The 19,994-nt window shown below is 30.4% G+C and carries 22 protein-coding genes; 1 reads left to right on the plus strand and 21 read right to left on the minus strand.

Annotated elements, in window-relative coordinates:
* Positions 1 to 486: 486 nt before the first annotated feature.
* From H0I32_RS16355 to H0I32_RS16420, 14 genes are all read right to left on the minus strand, one after another.
* A complete protein-coding gene (locus tag H0I32_RS16355; RefSeq protein ID WP_218747095.1) occupies positions 487 to 1,053 on the minus strand; it encodes a hypothetical protein in 567 nt (188 codons plus the stop codon).
* A 709-nt stretch (positions 1,054 to 1,762) separates the two neighbouring features.
* Positions 1,763 to 2,305 (minus strand): hypothetical protein, encoded by a 543-nt coding sequence (locus tag H0I32_RS16360; RefSeq protein WP_179314815.1) that lies wholly within the window; start codon positions 2,303 to 2,305, stop codon positions 1,763 to 1,765.
* Positions 2,306 to 2,435: 130 nt separating this feature from the next.
* Positions 2,436 to 3,011, minus strand: a complete 576-nt coding sequence (locus tag H0I32_RS16365; RefSeq protein WP_179314816.1) for a hypothetical protein — start codon at positions 3,009 to 3,011, stop codon at positions 2,436 to 2,438.
* A gap of 190 nt (positions 3,012 to 3,201) precedes the next feature.
* Positions 3,202 to 3,915 (minus strand): hypothetical protein, encoded by a 714-nt coding sequence (locus H0I32_RS16370; RefSeq protein WP_179314817.1) that lies wholly within the window; start codon positions 3,913 to 3,915, stop codon positions 3,202 to 3,204.
* Positions 3,916 to 4,079: 164 nt separating this feature from the next.
* Entirely contained in the window at positions 4,080 to 4,604 is a 525-nt protein-coding gene (locus tag H0I32_RS16375) for a hypothetical protein (RefSeq protein WP_179314818.1), read from the minus strand.
* A gap of 157 nt (positions 4,605 to 4,761) precedes the next feature.
* Complete coding sequence (locus tag H0I32_RS16380) at positions 4,762 to 5,175, minus strand: hypothetical protein (RefSeq protein WP_179314819.1); 414 nt, start codon at positions 5,173 to 5,175, stop codon at positions 4,762 to 4,764.
* Positions 5,176 to 5,335: 160 nt separating this feature from the next.
* The gene (locus tag H0I32_RS16385; protein ID WP_179314820.1) at positions 5,336 to 6,103 is read right to left on the minus strand and encodes a hypothetical protein; all 768 of its coding nucleotides are present in this window, start codon (positions 6,101 to 6,103) and stop codon (positions 5,336 to 5,338) included.
* 158 nt (positions 6,104 to 6,261) lie between these two features.
* A complete protein-coding gene (locus tag H0I32_RS16390; RefSeq protein WP_179314821.1) occupies positions 6,262 to 6,897 on the minus strand; it encodes a hypothetical protein in 636 nt (211 codons plus the stop codon).
* A gap of 155 nt (positions 6,898 to 7,052) precedes the next feature.
* Positions 7,053 to 7,907, minus strand: a complete 855-nt coding sequence (locus tag H0I32_RS16395) for a hypothetical protein (RefSeq protein ID WP_179314822.1) — start codon at positions 7,905 to 7,907, stop codon at positions 7,053 to 7,055.
* A 393-nt stretch (positions 7,908 to 8,300) separates the two neighbouring features.
* Positions 8,301 to 8,552, minus strand: a complete 252-nt coding sequence (locus tag H0I32_RS16400; protein WP_179314823.1) for a hypothetical protein — start codon at positions 8,550 to 8,552, stop codon at positions 8,301 to 8,303.
* A 723-nt stretch (positions 8,553 to 9,275) separates the two neighbouring features.
* The gene (locus H0I32_RS16405) at positions 9,276 to 9,767 is read right to left on the minus strand and encodes a hypothetical protein (RefSeq protein ID WP_179314781.1); all 492 of its coding nucleotides are present in this window, start codon (positions 9,765 to 9,767) and stop codon (positions 9,276 to 9,278) included.
* Between the two features lie 158 nt (positions 9,768 to 9,925).
* A complete protein-coding gene (locus tag H0I32_RS16410; RefSeq protein ID WP_179314782.1) occupies positions 9,926 to 10,528 on the minus strand; it encodes a class I SAM-dependent methyltransferase in 603 nt (200 codons plus the stop codon).
* Between the two features lies 1 nt (position 10,529).
* Positions 10,530 to 10,769: a hypothetical protein gene (locus H0I32_RS16415; protein ID WP_179314783.1), complete on the minus strand. Its 240-nt coding sequence runs from the start codon at positions 10,767 to 10,769 to the stop codon at positions 10,530 to 10,532.
* Between the two features lies 1 nt (position 10,770).
* On the minus strand, positions 10,771 to 11,772 hold the full coding sequence (locus H0I32_RS16420; RefSeq protein WP_173589719.1) for an NAD(P)/FAD-dependent oxidoreductase: 1,002 nt from the start codon (positions 11,770 to 11,772) through the stop codon (positions 10,771 to 10,773).
* Between the two features lie 89 nt (positions 11,773 to 11,861).
* Between H0I32_RS16420 and H0I32_RS16425 the strand changes: the two genes are divergently transcribed.
* Positions 11,862 to 12,239, plus strand: a complete 378-nt coding sequence (locus tag H0I32_RS16425) for a Fur family transcriptional regulator (protein ID WP_173589718.1) — start codon at positions 11,862 to 11,864, stop codon at positions 12,237 to 12,239.
* An 819-nt stretch (positions 12,240 to 13,058) separates the two neighbouring features.
* On the opposite strand, the gene H0I32_RS16430 is transcribed toward H0I32_RS16425, so the two are convergent.
* From H0I32_RS16430 to H0I32_RS16460, 7 genes are all read right to left on the minus strand, one after another.
* A complete protein-coding gene (locus tag H0I32_RS16430; RefSeq protein WP_179314784.1) occupies positions 13,059 to 13,232 on the minus strand; it encodes a hypothetical protein in 174 nt (57 codons plus the stop codon).
* 65 nt (positions 13,233 to 13,297) lie between these two features.
* Positions 13,298 to 13,549 (minus strand): hypothetical protein, encoded by a 252-nt coding sequence (locus H0I32_RS16435; RefSeq protein WP_179314785.1) that lies wholly within the window; start codon positions 13,547 to 13,549, stop codon positions 13,298 to 13,300.
* Between the two features lie 180 nt (positions 13,550 to 13,729).
* Positions 13,730 to 14,512, minus strand: a complete 783-nt coding sequence (locus H0I32_RS16440; protein ID WP_179314786.1) for a hypothetical protein — start codon at positions 14,510 to 14,512, stop codon at positions 13,730 to 13,732.
* Positions 14,513 to 14,631: 119 nt separating this feature from the next.
* Positions 14,632 to 15,153 carry a hypothetical protein gene (locus tag H0I32_RS16445; RefSeq protein WP_179314787.1) on the minus strand — a complete coding sequence of 174 codons (522 nt, stop codon included), beginning with the start codon at positions 15,151 to 15,153 and terminating at the stop codon, positions 14,632 to 14,634.
* A 172-nt stretch (positions 15,154 to 15,325) separates the two neighbouring features.
* Positions 15,326 to 16,162: a TlpA family protein disulfide reductase gene (locus tag H0I32_RS16450; RefSeq protein WP_179314788.1), complete on the minus strand. Its 837-nt coding sequence runs from the start codon at positions 16,160 to 16,162 to the stop codon at positions 15,326 to 15,328.
* A gap of 155 nt (positions 16,163 to 16,317) precedes the next feature.
* Positions 16,318 to 17,322: a hypothetical protein gene (locus H0I32_RS16455; RefSeq protein ID WP_179314789.1), complete on the minus strand. Its 1,005-nt coding sequence runs from the start codon at positions 17,320 to 17,322 to the stop codon at positions 16,318 to 16,320.
* 821 nt (positions 17,323 to 18,143) lie between these two features.
* Positions 18,144 to 19,766, minus strand: a complete 1,623-nt coding sequence (locus H0I32_RS16460) for a tetratricopeptide repeat protein (protein ID WP_179314888.1) — start codon at positions 19,764 to 19,766, stop codon at positions 18,144 to 18,146.
* Between the last annotated feature and the right edge of the window lie 228 nt (positions 19,767 to 19,994).

Consider the following 19,994-nt stretch of genomic DNA (forward strand, 5'->3'; position numbering starts at 1 on the left):
TTGTTTTAAAATAAAAGCTTTCTTCGAATCCTTATTATTTAAATTTCTGAAAATGATGAGTTATTGAAAAAAAACATTAATGTAAGGAACTGTCAATCAGGTATTTGTTAATGTTAAATAATACAATAAACTTGACTTTCTCATTTTTTTTCAATAACTTCAGACAAACTGTTTAACGTTTTCAAACGTTCTGAGAGCGCGCTCTCAACGATTTCAATCGAACAGTTTGGCGCTTTAAAAATCTTCCTACGTCGATTTTCAAATCACATCATTTTTAGAAACTTAAAAGACCTCGAAGAAAGCTACAATGTTTGGTGGATGACCGAAAGTCGGCAATATTAATCACAACGTGTTTGTGTATGGTTAGTTGCGTGGTTAAGCAACTAAATTAGTAAACTTTTACGAACCCGTGAATATTCCGCAGGAATATTCGCAAGTAGAGAAGAACAAAGCAATTAATTATACACGGTGTTAGCTTTTAGTGCTTTATTCCAAATCTTTGTCTATTATCGAAAAATCCAAGCTTTTTGGTATTCCTAAACGTTCTCTTTTGGCCCAAAATTCCGATTTATTATTAAACTTATATTTTTTTCCATTTTTGGGTCTTATATCTATAATATGATAATAAGTTGTTTTTTTATATGGTTTTAAACTGTCAGGCGGATTCCAACCATTGCTTATATGATACCATTTTCCATCTTGTTCATAAATTCGGTCATCTTTAGACAAATAAATCGTGTCAGAAGGATTTTCTAAAAGATAGTCTCCATTAGTAGCAAAATTCCCGAATAGTCTTTCACTAATCTCTTTTTCCAAATTCGGATGTTGTTTGGCGATAATATAATTATCATTAAATCCAACTGCGAAAACTGTTTCCGATATTTCAATCGAACCACTTTTTCCGTCGTCTGAACTACGCAATAATATTTGGTCAGAATTATCATAAACCCAATTCAGATAATAGTCATTCGTAACTTTTCGGGTTGTGATTGGGTCGTCCAAACAACTTGAGAAGGAAATTCCAATTAATAATATGATTAATATATTTTTCAATTAAAGTTCAACTTTTTTATTAAAAATTTCGGTTCCGCAAACTTGCTCTTGCATTAAAGCTAACGGTTTTGTGTATAACTTAGTTGCGTGGTTAAGCGACTAAGTTAGCAAAAATAGACCGAACCCGAGAAAATTCCAGCGGAATTTTCGTAAGTAATCTAAAAAAAGCAATTAATTATACACGTTGTTAGCTTTTAGTGCTTTTTTGTACGTTTAGTAATTTATTCCGAATTTATGTTTTTCCGATAATTTTCGTTTTCAAAGTTTGAGTAAATTCCGCAATATTTAAATTCAGATTTGAGTAAGCAATTCTGCAACTTGCTAAATTCCGATTGATTGAGATTCCGAGTTTCCAATTCAGTTTTAGATTCCGCAAACAAGCTAAAAAATCAAGCGTAATTCAATTCAGAGTTTGAGTGAGCAATTCCGCTGTTGTATTTCATTCCACATTTGAGTGATAATTCCAAAAATTTTTGAAATTCGACACACAGTTTTTCTGATTTATCTTACTTAAAATTCTAAAAAAAAATCGAAAAATAAACCGGGCTTTTTTCAAACCGCAAACTTGCTCCAGCATTAAAGCTAACGTGTTTGTGTATGATTAGTTGCGTGGTTAAGCAACTAAGTTAGCAAACTTTTACGAACCCGTGAATATTCCGCAGGAATATTCGCAAGTAGAGAATAATACAGCAATTAATTATACACGGTGTTACTTGCAGTTTTTTTTATATTCATTCCATATTTGAAACATATCAATATCAGTCATTATTCCAAATTCAATTCTTGGTTCACAATTCACGTTATTAAATATTATTCCATATGGATGTTCTTTATTTTTTAGTCGGTCAAGATATTTAATTCCGCTTTTTGTTGAATACTCTATTATTCTTTCAGTTATAATTTTAACTTTTGATTCGGTTTTAGAGATAGAGTCATATACATTACTTGCATAAAATCCGAAATCAGAGTCAACTTCATAAAGTCCTTCACTTTCTTCTCCTTTTTCTTTTAATAATTCTTCAAACTCTGCTTCATTTGGATGAAAAAACACAAGATTGTAATTGTCAATATTTAGAGTGTCAAGTTTCTGTTCTACTTTGATTAGTTTTTCTGTTTTATTTTTTTCGTAATTCTCTACATTTTTAGGAATATCTGCTTTTACTCCTTTTGCAAAGTCAAACATTTTAATTCCGAAATATCCAATTCCGATAATTAATACTCCAATTATTGTTATTAAAATGCTTTTTTTCATTGGTTGGTTCAAATTGCAAGTAACGGTTTTGTGTATGGTTAGTTGCGTGTTTCAGCAACTAATTTAGTAAACAAAAACGAACGCGAGAAAATTCCGAAGGAATTTTCCAAATAAGCACTTGCCAAAGCAATTAATTATACACGGTGTTGCCAGTAGTTTTTTTTAGTCGGTTATCAATAAATTCAATCTTCTCGCTCCAATATTCGACAGCTTTTTCTATTTCAACTTTTCGATTCTTTTTAGTTCCAGTATAAAAGTCATTTGGAATACTAAATAGATATTCATTGTTTTTATCCCAGTCTCTACTTTTCTCGCTATCATTTTTTGGTTCAATTCTATTAGACCAAAATCTTCTATGTTTTATATAATTCTCTTTTTTTTCTTGAAGAAACATAATCAAACTTTGTTTGTCTTTTGGAATGTAACCAGGTCCAGAACATCCACAAGAATGAAAAGTAATTCCAGTTTCGTATAAATCTCGAATATGATTCCACGCTTTCAAATCAGTTTTTTTTGGCGATTCAAAATCCAATCCCATATTTGCCGTCATTCCGCTACATTCAGGACATTTATATGGCTGATTTTCCCAAACTTTGGAATATCCCGTATTTCCGTCAATATCAATTAATAGTCTCCTTTTAAATGTTTTTCGACATTCGAAGCAAGCATAGTGAGGTTTATATGAGTTAATTCCGTAACGACACATTTTGTTTGATTTTAATATTATTTATAATTCCGATTACAAGATTTTCTTTCAGTTTACGGATTTTTTTAAATTACTGGCAACGTTTATGTATAAGAATAGTTGCGGGTTTGTATGCGAGGATTTTCCGAAGGAAAATCAGACGTTACAAACACGCAACGACCTTTGATTAAGCACTAAACCGGAATTATTTTTATACGGTGTTGGCAACTGGCTTTTTATTCAGTTTGTTTATTATTTCTTCGTCTTGGAATGTCCGAATTCCGTTTTTGTAATTGTTTAAAAAATATTCGTCATATCCAGTTTCATTAATTCTATCAGCTATTATTTGTTCGTTAAGCAAAGACTTTGGATTAGGAACAGTCAATGTCGCTATCAGAAAATCAAATTCATTCATTTCATCAGTCCATTCTATTTTTAGAAATCCGTTTTTGTCAATTATTTCAGGTTCTTTTTCAATAGTATAATCATTTGGATTGAAATTATATTCTGAATATATTTTTGTCCAACGTTCTTTTATTATTTCAAGATTTCTGCTTTCCTCAAGTTTTGGATTTATTAATAGTCCAACAGTTCCCCAGTTTTTATTCAAAGAAGATCCAGTCTTTTTCCAAAGTCCTTCTGCTGCTGCCATAGCAAATGCTTGACTTTCTAGATTTTTAGCGTTTTTAAGTATTTCCTTAAATGGCAGAATGTATGCATTTCCGAATTCCGTTTTTGGGTGATTTGATAGAATCATTGTGTGCGTATTACTCCTTGAAATTGATTCTCTTCCGTAACGAATCCGAACTTTTAATGAAATTCTATTTTCTAAAGATTCAAGATAGAGTTTTCTCCATTTGATTCGTTTTGCTTCGTTGTCCCAAAGTAACGAACCTATAATTATTGCACCTCCTTTAAATTTCATCTCGATGTTTTTTCAGCTTGTTGCCAACGTGTTCGTGTATGGTTAGTTGCGTGTTTAAGAAACTAATTTAGCAAACAAAAACGAACGCGAGAAAATTCCGAAGGAATTTTCCAAGTAGGCACTTACCCAAGCAATTAATTATACACTTTGTTGGCAAATCGTTTTTATTCGTACGTAATTTCAATTCTCTCTTCGAGATTACTAGGCAAGTCTTTGATTATTTCTTTTAGAATTCCATATTTGTCATCGTATTTTATCGTGTAAATAGTTCCTAAATATTCAATATTAGTAATTCTATCTAATTCGTCGTATTGGTAATTCCAAGTTCCCATTGTTCCAGAACCGTTAACACTCATACTTTTTACACGATTTTTATTGTCATATTCATAGCATTTAACATTCGCAGGATAAGAACTCCAGTCACATTCATTATCTTTTATTGAATCCTTATAAATCCCATTTGTTGGCATATAAAATGGTATTTTGGCAAGCTTTTGACTAAAATATAAATCAACTTTTGTTTCTTTTAAATCAGTTAGTGAATCTTTGATTAATTCTATGTCTTTCCATTTCGATTCGTCAACATTTAGATTGTCATAATGTGATACAGTTATTTTAATTCGTTCTGAATTTCTATTACAACTAAATAAAAATGAAATCAGAAGAAGAAAGGTTATTGATTTATTCATTCGCTCAAATGTTTGCCAACGTTTATGTATATGGTTTGTTGCGTGGTTAAGCAACTAATTTAGTAAACTTTTACGAACCCGTGAATATTCCGCAGGAATATTCGCAAGTAGGGAAGAACAAAGCAATTAATTTTATACGGTGTTGTACATTGGCTTTTTATTCCATTATATATTCAAGTGTTAATTTTGGTTTGGTCGTTTCTGATACTATTATTTTTTCAAAAACGTCTAATTTTTTATCATATTTAATAGTTACAGTATCCATGTTTTTCCATTCAAAATCCACTAGATTCGGTTTAATAAAACTGGCACTAACCGTAAATATTGGTTCGTGATAGCTATATTCGTCATCATTGCAGTCCGTTACATATATGTGAATTGATTTGTTTGAAGTTGCATTTCCGCTCATTTCAGTCATTCTAATTTTTCGTACACCTTCGTAATCGCATTCAGTTTTCAATTCAGTTTCGATTGGTTTGTCAAAAAGATCAAAGTTTGCCAAAATAACGAAATATCCAATTAAAGCTAAAACTCCAATTAATATAATTCCAAATAGTATTTTTTTTCCCATTCGAGTGAGTTTTTAGCTTGTGTACAACGTGATTGTGTATGGTTAGTTGCGTGGTTGAGCAACTAAGTTAGTAAACTTTAACGAACCCGTGAATATTCCGCAGGAATATTCGCAAGTAGGCTAAAACCAAGCAATTAATTATACACGGTGTTAGGCACAGTTATTTATATTCAATTTTCCAAGTTTGAATGGATGTCAGTTTATTGTTCTCAAAAACTTTTTTTTCAATCCAATTTCCTATGCTGTCATTTTTATATTCAAAATTAGTTGTTGAAATTAATGAGTCATTACGATTGTATTGCTGTGTTTTAATTAAGTTATCAATTTCGTAAAAATAATTGTATCGGCTATTTTTTGACGGGTTCTCTTGATATTTGAATTCCGATTTCGTTAGAGTTTCATTTTCATTATAGATGTCAATTTGCAATGAGTTTTTAATTGTATCTCCATCTTTTTGGTTAATGAATAATTGAGAAGTAGTACTTTTGGTTAACCTTTCGTCAGAACTATAATAATTCAATCCTATTTGCTTGAAGGTTATACTATCTCTTGAAGATTCCGAAATAGTTTTATCCAAAAGGGAACCTTTATAAATATAATCCACATCAACAGTAACACTGTCAAATGACATTTTCACTCGTTCTTTTTTAAGTCTGTTACAGCGATTATATTCGTAAGTAATATCTATAGTTTCGTCGCTGAAAGTATAAACTTGATTTCGTTGAATGATTTGATTTCGGTCGTTATATAATCTTTTAATTGTAGATAAGGTGTCAAGAGTTAGATTATTTAAAGAATCGTATTTGACCACGACATTATATTCAGTCATCATTTTTACATTTCCTTTTAATCCGCTATCTGATATTTCATTTTTGTCACAACAGCTCATTAATAGTAGTGAAATTATAAATATTAGCAGTTTGCTCATTGGTGCGTTTTAATTGTGCCTAACGGTTACGTATAAGAATAGTGCGGTTTTGTGTGCGAGGATTTTCCGCAGGAAAATCAGAAGTAACAAAAGTGAACTGTTCTTTATTTAAACACTAATTTACGCATTATTTTTATGCGATGTTGGCATTAGTTTTTTTATTTCAGTTTGTCTTTCATTTGTAAATGGCTAAAAATCAGTTGACTGAAGACTAATGGAATAAACAGCAATAGCTTTGAGTCAAATCCTTTCAGAATTATAAATGTAATTACTATTCCAATTGCAATAATTAAAATTAAAAGATTAATTCGATAAGCAGTTCTCAGCCAACCACGTTCTTTCCAAACATCCCAACTATCTTTCGGTTTAATACTTGTCTCTTTTTTTAATAAATTCAATAGTCTTAAAGAGTCAGCGTTTTTGGATTTTATTCCGCCAAGTTCGATTTCAGAGTCTTTTGTTTTTAATTTTCGCAAATATATTCCTTGTTCAATTATAATAGATGTTATTTCATCAATTCCGATTGATTTATATTTTCTAAAATTTAATATTGGTTTATGTTCCCAATTAAAATCAAGTTTTCTGTTTTCAAGTTTTATTTTTAAATGTCCACAAGTAAAATAGAATAATAGAATTCCAAGAATTCCGATAGTCAAAATTGGAACAGTTATTTTCCAAATAGTTAATTCAAATAGAGTTGGTGTCAGAAAACAAAAAGGCAGGATTATTGACACTAATAAAATAGAAATTAATAGTCTCTTTTGTTTAATAACTTTTATTCTGTATTCTGTCATTCTCAAATTAATGCCAACGTTGTTGTGTATGGTTAGTTGCGTGGTTAAGCAACTAAATTAGCAAACTTTTACGAACCCGTGAAAATTCCGCAGGAATTTTCGCAAGTAAGCAAGAACAAAGCAATTAATTATACACGGTGTTAGCAAATCGTTTTTTATTTCCATATTGTTCTTAATTCAGTTCCGATTGGGAATTTTTTCGGTGAAAAGTCATACATATACGTAATTCCAAAACTGTTGTTTGTTAAAACTGAATCTATTTCAATAAAAAACTCTCCGTCTTTGGTTTCTAATGTCAATCGGTTATTCATACGGTCTTTTATTCCTTTATCTAATTCTATTTGCCAAGAAATATTTTCTTCATCGTATGGGTCAGTTATTTTTTTAATTTTTTTGATTTTCGCTGAAACGGGTTCTTTAAGGAAATAATCTTGCCATTTTTCAGGTATTTGTTTTAAATCAAATTCTGTTCGTATCGTATCTTTTGTTTCGGTAACTAAATATCTACCACTAGATTTTGGCTCAAATCCAGAATTTAGATAATTAGCAAATCTTATGTAATCATTTTCTTTGTCTAAACTCCAACCATAATCATAAAAATCTGAGAGAAGATATTTTTTGTTTTCCCAATTAAAGATTTGGAATTCAGTTTTAATCTTAAGTGAGTCAATTCCGTATGTGATATTTATCGTTTTTGGTTTCGATTCCATATCAATTGGATATTCAGTATATTCTATTTTTTCGGGAACCAGTTTTAGATTTACACTATCCATTTTATAAGTTCCAAAGACTTTTTTTCTTTCTCCACCACCAGTACAACCAAACAAGTAATTTTCGCTAATGAAACTGCCATCACTTAACAAATCAAGTCGCAAACCATTATTGAATCCATTGTAAGAGAATTTTAAAGTATCAATATCTTTAATAATTTTCTTTTTGTTATTCGAAATGGTTTTGTCATTCGAACAACTAAATATTAATAGTAATATGAGAATATTAATGTATTTCACGGTTTTCTGTAAATGTTTGCTAACGTGTTTGTGTATACTTTGTTGCGTGGTTTAAGCGACTAAGTTACTAAATAATAACCGAATAGAAAATACGATAGTATTTTCGTAAGTAAGCCTAAAAAAGCAATAAAATATACACGGTGTTGGCAACCGTTTTTTAATTCAGATAATGGGTTTTCATTCCCCCAATATTAAAGTGGATGATTTTAAATTAAAATGTTATGTTTATTACATTAGGTACAATTAAAACTAATTCAAAAAAATACTTAAAGTTACTGGATGAGTTTAAGTATAATCAATTAAAATTGAAAAAGGAAAATATATCTTTAGGAGATGTTATTGAAATTTATAAAAATCAAACATCAATATTAATTTCTATTAATAATTTCCAATTTAAGAGTCAAATATATTTTTGATCTTTTCAGATAATTCAACATTTTCACACTCCAATTTAAAGTTAATTTGATTGTCTATTAAATTCCCAACAGCAAAGACTTTAGCATTATGATTGGTTTTAATTTGTCTTATGATTTTAAAAATCTTTTCAACTTCGTTTTTATAATGCTCATTTACTTTTTCGTAAATAGCTTTTTCGACATCGTTATTAGGTTCTAAATAATTTATATTGTCAATTAATTCTATCATTTTTTCTTATTTTGAGTGGGTAATGGTTGCCAACGTGTTTGTGTATGCTTAGTTGCGTGGCTTGGCAACTAAATTAGTAAACTTTTACGAACCTGAGAATATTCCGAAGGAATATTCCAGATAAGCAGAAACCAAGCAATTAAATATACACGGTGTTAACTACCGGCTTTTTTTCTATTTATACAGATTTCAGATTTTTAAATTTTCCAATAAATATAATTTAGGAATTCTAATTTTAGCAACGGTTTAAGGGTATTACTCCGTTTAGCGAATCCAGTTTAGCTCAGATTGGTTTTCCTGCGTACAGTTCAACCGTAACGATAAACACAAGCTTTTCAATCTTGATTTACTTTATTGATCTTTTTAATCTAAAATTATCTTAGTTGTTTTAATTTCAAACAGAGTAGAGTAAGCTCAAAATTGGTTTCTTTAAATTATCTTTTAAAATTCTATTTTTCTTGGTTTATGAAGTCAAACCGTAAGCAATGCGTAATGCTTTTCAGATTTAATTATCCATCTGAGTAATCAATCAAATTAGGGCTTACGATGTTTCAATTTAAGAAAAATGTTAGTTGGCGAGACAGCTTGTAGTTAACGTTGTTGTGTATGGTTAGTTGCGTGGTTAAGCAACTAAGTTAATAAACATTTACGAACCCGTGAATATTCCGCAGGAATATTCGCAAGTAAGCTCAATAAAGCAATTAATTATACACGGTGTTGTAGCTAGTTATTTTTCGAACTATTTACATAAATTATATTCGGATTTTGTCCGTCACTATTCCGTTTTGAACGTCCATAAATTCCAATTGTAAGGTCTTCAGGTGAATTTGATTCTAGTTCAGAAGGGTTAACGTACGTATACATTCCATAACCGTGTCCAGATACGACCCAACCTTCGGTTTGATTTAGTGATATCACATTAAAATCTCCAGCAGGTCCACCAGCGTGTACTGGTCCGAATTCTTTCATTAGTCTTATTGCTTCACTTTCAATGTTGTCAATTTGAGTTATATCATCAAATATTATGTAAGTTCCATTTTCAAATAATACCCAATCTTTAAATTTTGGATTTACGGCAAGTTTAACGTTGTCCAATAATGATTTCGTTTCCACTTCGTTCTTTTCTAATTTAATTTCGGCTTTTTTGTCTTTATTTTGATTTCCACAACTAACTAAAATCAAAGAATTCAAAAGTATAATAAATATTATTCGCATTTGTTGGTTTTAATTAGCTACAACGTGTTTGTATATGGTTTGTTGCGTGGTTTAGCACCTAATTTAGCAAATAAAAACCGAATAGAAAATCCGCGAGGATTTTCGTAAGTAGGCTAGAACTAAGCAATAAATTATATACGGTGTTGTGGGCAGTGTTTTTATTCTTTTTTGCATTTAATTAGGTACATTGACTGATTTTCATCTACTTCTGTGATTTCAAAAAGTCCGTACTTTTCAAATTCTGTTTTGACTGATTCTTGGTCATAGTAAAATATTTTCGCTCCTTTATGAATTTCGTAACGGTCTTTACTTATCAATTCTCCTTGTCCATATTGAGAGGTGTTTTTGGTTATAGCAGTAAAAACCATAAACCCGTTTTTAGTTAGTTGGTGGTAGCAGTCTTGGATTAGTTTTTTCCTTTCTTCGCTGTTCAATAAATGGATGAGAGCATAACAAAATATTCCATCATATTTTTTATTGTTAAAAGGCATTTTGGTTACAGAACCGTGAAAAATGTTTATATCAATCCCATAATGTTTTCTAGCTAGATCAATGGCAGTTTTGGAAATCTCAATTCCGCTTACGTTTAATCCGCTTTCTATAAATGGTTGTGCATTTCGTCCATAACCAATTCCTGGAATTAGAATGTTCTTTACAGATTTTTCCAGAAAGAAGTCTTTTATTAGTAAAGCAGATTTTGCTGGATTATTACCCCACATTTCTTGTTTGTTGTTAAATGCTTTTTCCCAAAACTCTGTCATACTATACACAAATTTTATCTTCTAATAATTCAATTCCTTTACTTTTTAGTCGTTTAGATATTGATTTTATATTAATTATTTTTCCTTCAATTCTTAATATGGAATGGCCACAAGGATATGGTTTATTGAAATTCTCCAAGTCAAAATTAGATTCAAGTTTAGGATATTCGTTTTCCAAAAGTTGTAGAATTTCTTTTGAGAGACATTCTGATTTTACGTTGGTTATAAATACTTCTACCATATTAAAAACGCTCTTGTGTAAGTTCATTATTGATTATTGCACCTGAAATGTTTCCGCTAGAAACTGCTATAGCAACTGAACGCATCATTGTGCTATTATCACCACAAGCAAAAACACCTTCTACTGTAGTTTTTTGCATAAAATTCACTTCAATATGTCCGTGTTCTGTGAGATTACACCCCAATTCTTTTGGTATGTTTGAATTAAGTTCAAAAGGAATAGAAGCATAGGCACAATCAAAGTTTTCCGAACTACCATCTTTAAATTCAATTGTTTCCAATTGTCCATTTTGATGTTCTATTACAGAAATTTCTTTTTCTATAATTTGAATTTGATACTGTTTTAACTTTTTGAGCTGGTTTTCATCAAAATCTTTTGTTCCCGAAGTGAGAATTGTTATTTCTTGGGTTAAATTATTCACTAAAGAAGCAAGGTGAAATGCTCTTTCTCCATTTGCAATAATAGCAGTTTTCTTGTTTCTTATTTCGTATCCGTGACAATATGGGCAATGCACAACTGAAATACCCCAACATTCAGAAAACCCTTTTATATCTGGTATTAAGTCTTTTATTCCTGTAGCTAAAACCAATTTTTTTGCTGTAAAAATATCTCCTTTTGAAGTGGTGATTTCGAATCCTTTATTACTTTTTTGTCCGCTAATTGCAAGTCCATCATAGAATTTTATACTGTCGTATTTTGTTACTTGACTTTTTGCAATTTCAGAAATTTCCTTTGGTGTACTTCCGTCTTGAGTTAAAAAATTATGTGAGTGTGGTGTTTGACGATTACACGGTTTTCCTGCATCTATTATCAATGTATTTCTCAATGAGCGTCCTAAACTCATTGCAGTTGAAAGTCCCGCATAACTACCACCAATAATAATTACTTCAAATTCTTTTTTATCCATTTTGTTATTGTATTGAGCGAAGAGTGATAACGGTTGTGGTATTGTAAGTACTAAACCTGTTGCTCCTATTAGTTTAATTATTTCCCTTCTCGTCATTTATATTTATTTAATGCGATTTTGTCGCAATAGTATTTTTGTCAAATATACAATCTTTTTATATTATTGCAACTTATTCGCAATAAAATATGAATCGAAGGAATACACCTACAAAAGAAGCTATACTCGATTTGCTCTCAAATTCAACAAAGGCTTTAAGTCAGGATGCTATTGAAAGACAAATTAATATTAAAATAAATAGGGCAACTATATATAGGGTTTTAAATAGATTTTGTGATGATGATGTCGTACATAAAATTGTTGCAGAAGACGGTAAACAATATTTTGCGGTTTGTAAAAAATGTGAAAATCCACAAGAGGTTATTCAGCATCATTTTCATTTTCGGTGTTTATTGTGTGATACGATTGAATGCCTGCAAGTTCCTGTTGAATATTCATTTCCCAATGGCTATGAAGTTCAAAATGCAAATTGTGTTCTGTCTGGGGTTTGTAATGACTGTTCGTAGGTTTGTTTACATTGCCCACAACGAGTTTGTGTATGGTTAGTTGCGTGGTTTGGTAGCTAATTTAGCAAACTTTTACGGACCAGAGAAAATTCCGCAGGAATTTTCGCAAGTAAGCTCTCAAAAGCAATTAATTATACACGGTGTTAGCAGCCGGCTTTTAATTTTACGCTGTTTCTTTAAACAACTCTAAGATTGATTTTAGTGCATAATTCCGTTTTCAGTGTCCAATTACGTTCAGATTGGTTTTTTCGCGTTCAGATCGGCCGTAAAGTTGTAAAATTAAAGTAGAGTAGAGTCAGTTGATGGTTTTCTTTATGGATCTGGTAAATTCTAATTTTTAATGGTTTCTATAATCCTGCGTTGTTTTTCCGTAATTCTTATCAGTTCTGCTTATTCATCTGAGTAATCAATCCAACGTTGTTGTTCCGCACTCTAAGTCAATTCGGCTTATCCATCTGAGTAGTTAATCCAGCGTTGCTATTCCGTAATACTTATCTAGTCAGATTATTCAATTAAGAATTTTATCGACTCAAAAAATAAAGAACTCTTGGATTAAGAAAGCTGTTAGCAAAACGTGACTGCTTGCTGCTAACGTGTTTGTGTATGATTAGTGGCGTGTTTAAGCACCTAATTTAGCAAATAAAAACCGAATAGAAAATCCGCGAGGATTTTCGTAAGCAAGCTCGAACTAGCCATTAATTATACACGGTGTTGGCATTTCGTTGTTTTTTTATTTAGTTTAATGTTTTTCTAGCGTTTGAGTAAATTCGGTCAACTATTTATTCCGTAAACTTTTTTAATTCCAATTTCTTAAACATTCTAAACGTCAGAATGAGATTTTTTTTTAGATTTAATTCGTCCAGTTATTAGCAATCCAATTCCTCCTCCTACTAATAATCCAGTAAGAAAATCAGTTCCATCATTTTCAAATGAAAACTGCAAAACAATTCCGATTATTAACATTATTAAACCAATTATTCTTATTCTATTCATAATATATTTTTTAATTCAGTTTCAGATTCCGCAAACGAGCTAAAAGTTAAACGTTTTGTTTTAATTTACTCTTTTTTATATTTCTTATGTTCTATTTTTTTTTTTTCTAAAATCGCATAAAATTTTCGTGGCGAGATTTTCAGGTCTTTTGTTATTTCGCTCACTTTTTTCTTACCTTTCTTATACAGTTTTAAATTCTCGTTTACTTTTTTGTCAAAGTAATGTTTTTTCAGTTTCTCAACGATTAGTAATTCAGTCAGATTTGAGTCATTTGCATATTTTTCAATTTCCGATTTAATGTCTTTTAAATTACTCATAATTGTCATTTTTAACGGTTCTGCTCAATGAATGCCAACGTGTTTGTGTATGGTTAGTTGCGTGGTTAAGCAACTAAGTTAGCAAACTTTAACGAACCCGTGAAAATTCCGCAGGAATTTTCGCAAGTAGGCTAGAACCAAGCAATTAATTATACACGGTGTTGGCAATAGTAATTTTGTTCAATCTTTATTTTTTACAAATTTCGGTTTTTCAAATCCACAAGCTATTATGGTTCCATTTTGTTCTTTAATTAGCTCTATTTTATTTGTGTTGGCATTGACATAAAATAATTCAATTTTGTAATGATTTAAGCCTAATTCCTTTGGTTGGTCTGTCTTTTCTTTAATTAACCAACAAAATGAATTAATCTCGTCAAGATACGCCAATTCAATAAATTCGATTTTCTTGTCCTTAAATCTCTCATCAGATTTGACTTTGTTTAGCGCAAGGCAAGGTTCGTTCAGTTTTTCAAATTCAGGATTGAGTGAGAAATCAGGGAATTCGTTTTCAGAAATCATTTTTCCATCTTTGTCGAATTCCAATCCAAATGCATATTCAAAACCGTTATTCCGATAAGTATGAAGAATCCAATAGGTTACTTTGTAATTCGATAATTTGTATAATTTTTCTTTGCCATATTTTGCTTTTACAGATTTTGGGTAATTTACCTGAAATTGTCCCATTTCTAATTTATTATAAAAGTCAATATTAGAGCGTTCAACAATATACTCTTTGGCTTTAAGCAGAATAAAATCAGAATATTTTTCAATATGCTTTATGTCGTATGGATAAAAAGTGTCTTCTTTTTCTATTTTATCTTTATGCTTTATTTCAAAAGGAATATAGTTTCGAGTTCTAGAAGAATAAGTTCCGCCTAATTCCAATTTTTCAATATCATCGCATTGAGCAAATCCATTGATTGAAATCAGAACGATTATTAATATGCTAAAAGTTTGTCTCATTATTATTGCCAACGTTGTTGTGTATGGTTAGTTGCGTGGTTAAGCAACTAAGTTAGCAAACTTTTACGAACCCGTGAATATTCCGCAGGAATATTCGCAAGTAGGCAAGAACCTAGCAATTAATTATACACGGTGTTACCTGTAGTGCTTTGTTTATCAGCCATTATTTTATTCAGTCGTGGTTGTAAAATCCAAATTCCAATGATGAAAAACCAGATGAAAAATATTTCCGAAACTAAATCCTTTGTTTTATAATCTTTGTGCAATTCAGCTTTTTTCATTGTTTTAGCCGAATAAATTACAATTTTCGCAATTGATATAAATCCAATAATTCCAGTCAGAGCTATAATCCACGAGTCAATTCGGTCGTAAGATTCCGTTACCATATCTCGGAAGTCTAATGCAAAAGGAATTAAGGAAAGCGCATATAAAATCCACCAAATATTCATACGTTTAATTAATTCAGGATTGTTTTTATTCAGAATTTTACCAATGGAATAAATCCAGAGAAAAAAAAGTCCGAAGTAAATAGCAAATGATATAAACCAAAAGTCAGATTTCATAAAAATCGCCAATTGAATAGCTCCTAAAATCCAAATTAAAAAAATTTGCCAATGTTTTAATTTCAGTAAGATGTTCATTCAGTTTTCATGGTTTTTCGGCATTACAGGTAACGGTTTTGTGTATGGTTAGTTGCGTGGTTTAGCAACTAAGTTAGCAAACTTTTACGAACCCGTGAATATTCCGCAGGAATATTCGCAAGTAGGCAAGAACCTAGCAATTAATTATACACGGTGTTGTGCATAGTTTTTTTTACATCGGTGGCGGTGGCGGTAAAATGTTTTCAGTCAATTTCTTTTCATTCTCTAAAAACTCAATCATTTCTGAAGCCTTATTTACCACTTTTAAAATTATTCCATTTCTATCCACTATTATGTGTGTTGGATAGATTTGTAAATTTAATTTTTTTTTAATAAAATCTCTTTGATTAGGAACGACCTTATATTCAAAATCTTTTTTATGTAAGAAGTTTTCCAATTCAGATTTAGTGTCTAATGCTAAACTCACAAAGATTATGTCATTCCTTTTTTTGTGTTTTTCGACCAATTCATTTAGTTCAGGGAATTCAGCGACACAAGCTTTGCAGTTAATAAACCAAGTTTTCAGGATTATAGTTTTTCCTTTTGTGTTTTCGTTAGTGTAGAGATTACCATTCAGGTCAGTAAAGTCAAATTCAGAAAAGGGCAATCCTTCCATCTTGTAATGTTTAAGTTTTGTCAAGGATTCATTTTTTATTGTACTTCCAATACTTTTATTAGCAGAGGAATCAAGCTTGAAAAGTTTATATGTTTCAAACCCTTCATTTGACTTTAATTTTACAGGTATAAATTTGGAAGTAATTAGTTTCTCCAAAAATTGCTTTTTTTCAATCGTATCTGACCTTTCGTTTAAACTTGTAAAATTTAAAGATAAAGAAATGTTATTTGAGTGGTAAGTCCACCATTTCATAAAATCAGTTTCCAATTCATTCAAGTTGATTTTGGGTTCAAGGTTTTCAAGTTGCTCTGATAATTGAGTTTTTTCAGGTTTATCTTTGCAGGAAAAAACAAAAAATAATAATAAAATTGTAATTATTTGATGTTTTTTCATTTTTGTTAAATTATGCACAACGTTGTTGTGTATGGTTAGTTGCGTGGTTAAGCGACTAAGTTAGCAAACATTTACGAACCCGTGAATATTCCGCAGGAATATTCGCAAGTAGGCTCAATGAAGCAATTAATTATACACGGTGTTACCTGCCGTTTTTATTTATTCGGAATCCACATATAGTTTTCTCCTTCTCCAACTTTAGTTTTTGTTTTAGTTTCTATGTCTAAAATATATATGTCTTTTATCCAAGTGTTATTTTTTGCTTTTCTACTATCAGAAAACAGCAATAGAAATTTGTTATCAGGTGAATAGATTGGGTTAAAAAAACCTTCTCCGATTAATTTGGTTTTGGTTTGAGTTACCATGTCCATCTCATAAATACAGGAACCGCTGTTTAAAAATCCAGCTAAATATTGGAATGACACCTTCTTACCATCACTTGATAAAGTTGGATTATAAAAACCACTACCAAATTTTGGGTCAAAGTGTCCGTCAAACTTTAATAAAACAGATTCAGAGTTCTTATCTTGTAAAATCAAGTCTCCACGTTTTGAAATAATTGTCTTGCCTAATATGGTTTCGCTTTTTTCGTAATATCTTTTAAAATCACAGAATCGTATTCCTTTCGAAGAGCTAGATGTTCCTCCGCAAGCAAAAGATGTGTCTTTTTGTGAGATGACTTTCCCTTTCTCATTAAATTCTGTTGTTTTTATTTTCAATTCCGAATGTTCGTAGTGTTCATAGTCCAAAGTTCTTTTTAAATAACTTGAGCCTTTTCTAATGTTAATATATAAAATACTGTCAGTTAAAAAATCATATCTGTCTGTTGTTGTGTATGGCGGATTATTTGTAATGAATGTACTGTCTCCATCTACTTTATGAAAATATTTAGAATATACTTTACGCTCTTTTTCCTCACTTTTTAATCGACTTTGGTGCCCAACTTGTATAATACTGTCATCTATAAAACTGAAATAACTATTTAAAAATACTTTATTTGAGCTATAAATTTGTTTGTTAGTATTTTCTTTTAATGAATTAATAAAAACGCCTTGTTTGTCAATTGAGTAAACAAATTGTAAGTCAGGTTTTAATTCTGTTTTACAACTTATTAGTATAAGTAAAACGACTAAAAGTAATATGTTATTTATTGTTTTCATTCAACTATTATCTTCTACAGAGTGATTTTCAAATGGCAGGTAACGGTGTACGTATATGAATAGTAGCCTTAAATATTCAACTGCTATTCGGATTGTATATCTGTTTATAAAGTAACGAAAAATAAATGAGACCAATGACTTAGCTATTATTTATATACGCTGTTGTGTTTAGTATTTTTCTTTTCTATTTCGTTTATAGCTTTCCAGGATCTTTATTATAGGTTTAGATTTAGTTATCTACAAAAAATTTAAAATACGTAGTCTTGACGACGCTACATAAAGAGCCAGCCACCAAACCTTGTTTTGTTTTAAAATTGGTTATATACCGATATATGGCTTGTTTTAAAATAAAAGCTTTCTTCGAATCCTTATTATTTAAATTTCTGAAAATGATGAGTTATTGAAAAAAACATTAATGTAAGGAACTGTCAATCAGGTATTTGTTAATGTTAAATAATACAATAAACTTGACTTTCTCATTTTTTTTCAATAACTTCAGACAAACTGTTTAACGTTTTCAAACGTTCTGAGAGCGCGCTCTCAACGATTTCAATCGAACAGTTTGGCGCTTTAAAAATCTTCCTACGTCGATTTTCAAATCACATCATTTTTAGAAACTTAAAAGACCTCGAAGAAAGCTACAATGTTTGGTGGATGACCGAAAGTCGGCAATATTAATCACAACGTGATTGTGTATGGTTAGTTGCGTGGTTTGGCAACTAAATTAGCAAACTTTTACGAACCCGTGAATATTCCGCAGGAATATTCGCAAGTAGAGAAGAACCAAGCAATTAATTATACACGGTGTTAGCAAAAGTATTTCATTCAGTTATCTTTTTAAATTCGGGATTGTCAAATAAGTTTTTTAATTCTTGATAATGTCTTGCGTCTTGTTTGATATTTAAATCTCTTTGAATAGCTTTTTCTAAATAATCTAAACACTCATTTGTTTTTTTTTGATTGTTTTTAATTATTGCTATTTGATAGTAGTTCCAAGCAAAATCATATTCTAGGTTTTGTGAATTAAAAACAGAAATAGCTTTTTCATCTTGACCAATTGATTTGTAATACAAACCTTTTTGATATTCAATGTTGTATTTTTCTTGTTGGTTTTCTGTTTTTAATTTTTCTAATAACTCAATTATTTCTTTTTCACTTTTAAATTTTTCGCCTACTTGAATTAAAAGACTGATAGAGTTCATGTTATTCTTATCTAAAGAATAGATTCTTTCAGCAATCTCAAAAGCTTCTTGAAAGCTGTTTTCTAGAAATAATTCTCTAACCTTATTATGTAGCGCATTAATATTGTTTGGGTCAATGTCTAATATTTTGTTTGCCTCAGACTTTACGTCAACTTTTTTTTTCAATTCTGACATTAAAGCTATTCTGCATTCCAAGGCGTTAGAATCATTAGGTATAAATTTCAAATATTGCTCATAAGATTCGAGTGCTTTTTCTTTGTCTCTATGAAATAAAAAATCTGCTTTATGTTTTAGATACTGGATATCTTTTGTTTGTTTATATCTTGAATCGAAAAAATCAAAAGCCAGATGTTTTTTATTTTTAAAGTAATAAAGATTTGGGATTATGCTGTGAATTGATGGGTCATCTGGAAATCGTTCAATCATTTTATGATACAATTCCATTGCTTCTTTTTCGAATCCTAATTCTAAAAGTACACCTATTTTACTTAACTGAGGTCCGTGTAATTCTTCCTTGTTTGGTGCTAAGTTGATTACTTTATTTAAAGATTTTAAAGCAGGTTCAAATTCATTATCAATTACTTGGCATTGTGACAAAGCAAATAAAGCATCAATATCATTAATGTCTATTTCGACAATCTTTTCATAACATTTTTTTTCTTCATTGTGATTCTCAATAGTATTACAAGTGATTGCTTTGTTTTGATATAAGACTTTATTTGAAGGGTCTAATTTGATTGCTTTATTTATAATTTTAAGGGATTCTTCATAATTATCCATGTCGTAATATAGAGCACTTAAGTTTACGTATGCACCAATAAAATGTGGATTGATTAGGATACATTTATTAAATAAGTCTATTGCATTTTTTGATTTCCCATTTTTGCCTTGGTAAGTAGCGAAAGAAAATAATTTGTCTAATGTGCTTTTGATTTGTTCTTTGGTAGCTACACCATTCAATATTTTTTCTAGTGCTTCGTCAGAAATACCAAACTCTGTATTTTCTAGCTTTAATTCTGTCTCTTTTTGGGTATGCTTATTAACTTTTTGTAAAATAGCATCAGCTTGCTCATTACTCAATCCAATTTTCCTTAGTTCTTTAATAGCAATATCAAGATTATAGTTGTTTTCTTTAAGCTTCCATAATGCCAAAGCACAGCATTCAGTCTGAAATTGTTGTGAGTTAAATTTAGAAAGTTCAATTCCTGTATTCTTTTTTCTAAGAAAGTCGAATAATCCCATAGGTCTTTTTATATTTTTGCTAACGTGATTGTGTATGGTTAGTTGCGTGTTTAAGCAACTAATTTAGTAAATAAATCACAGATAGAATATTCCGCAGGAATGTTCGTAAGTCGGCAGTGACCAAGCAATTAATTATACACGGTGTTGCCCACAGTATTTATTTCGGCCATACTGTATATAAAAATAGACTTACCAATATTAATTCCGATGTGTTGAGTATTATTTTAT

It is taken from the genome of Winogradskyella sp. HaHa_3_26 (assembly GCF_019278425.1).
Lineage (GTDB): Bacteria > Bacteroidota > Bacteroidia > Flavobacteriales > Flavobacteriaceae > Winogradskyella > Winogradskyella undariae.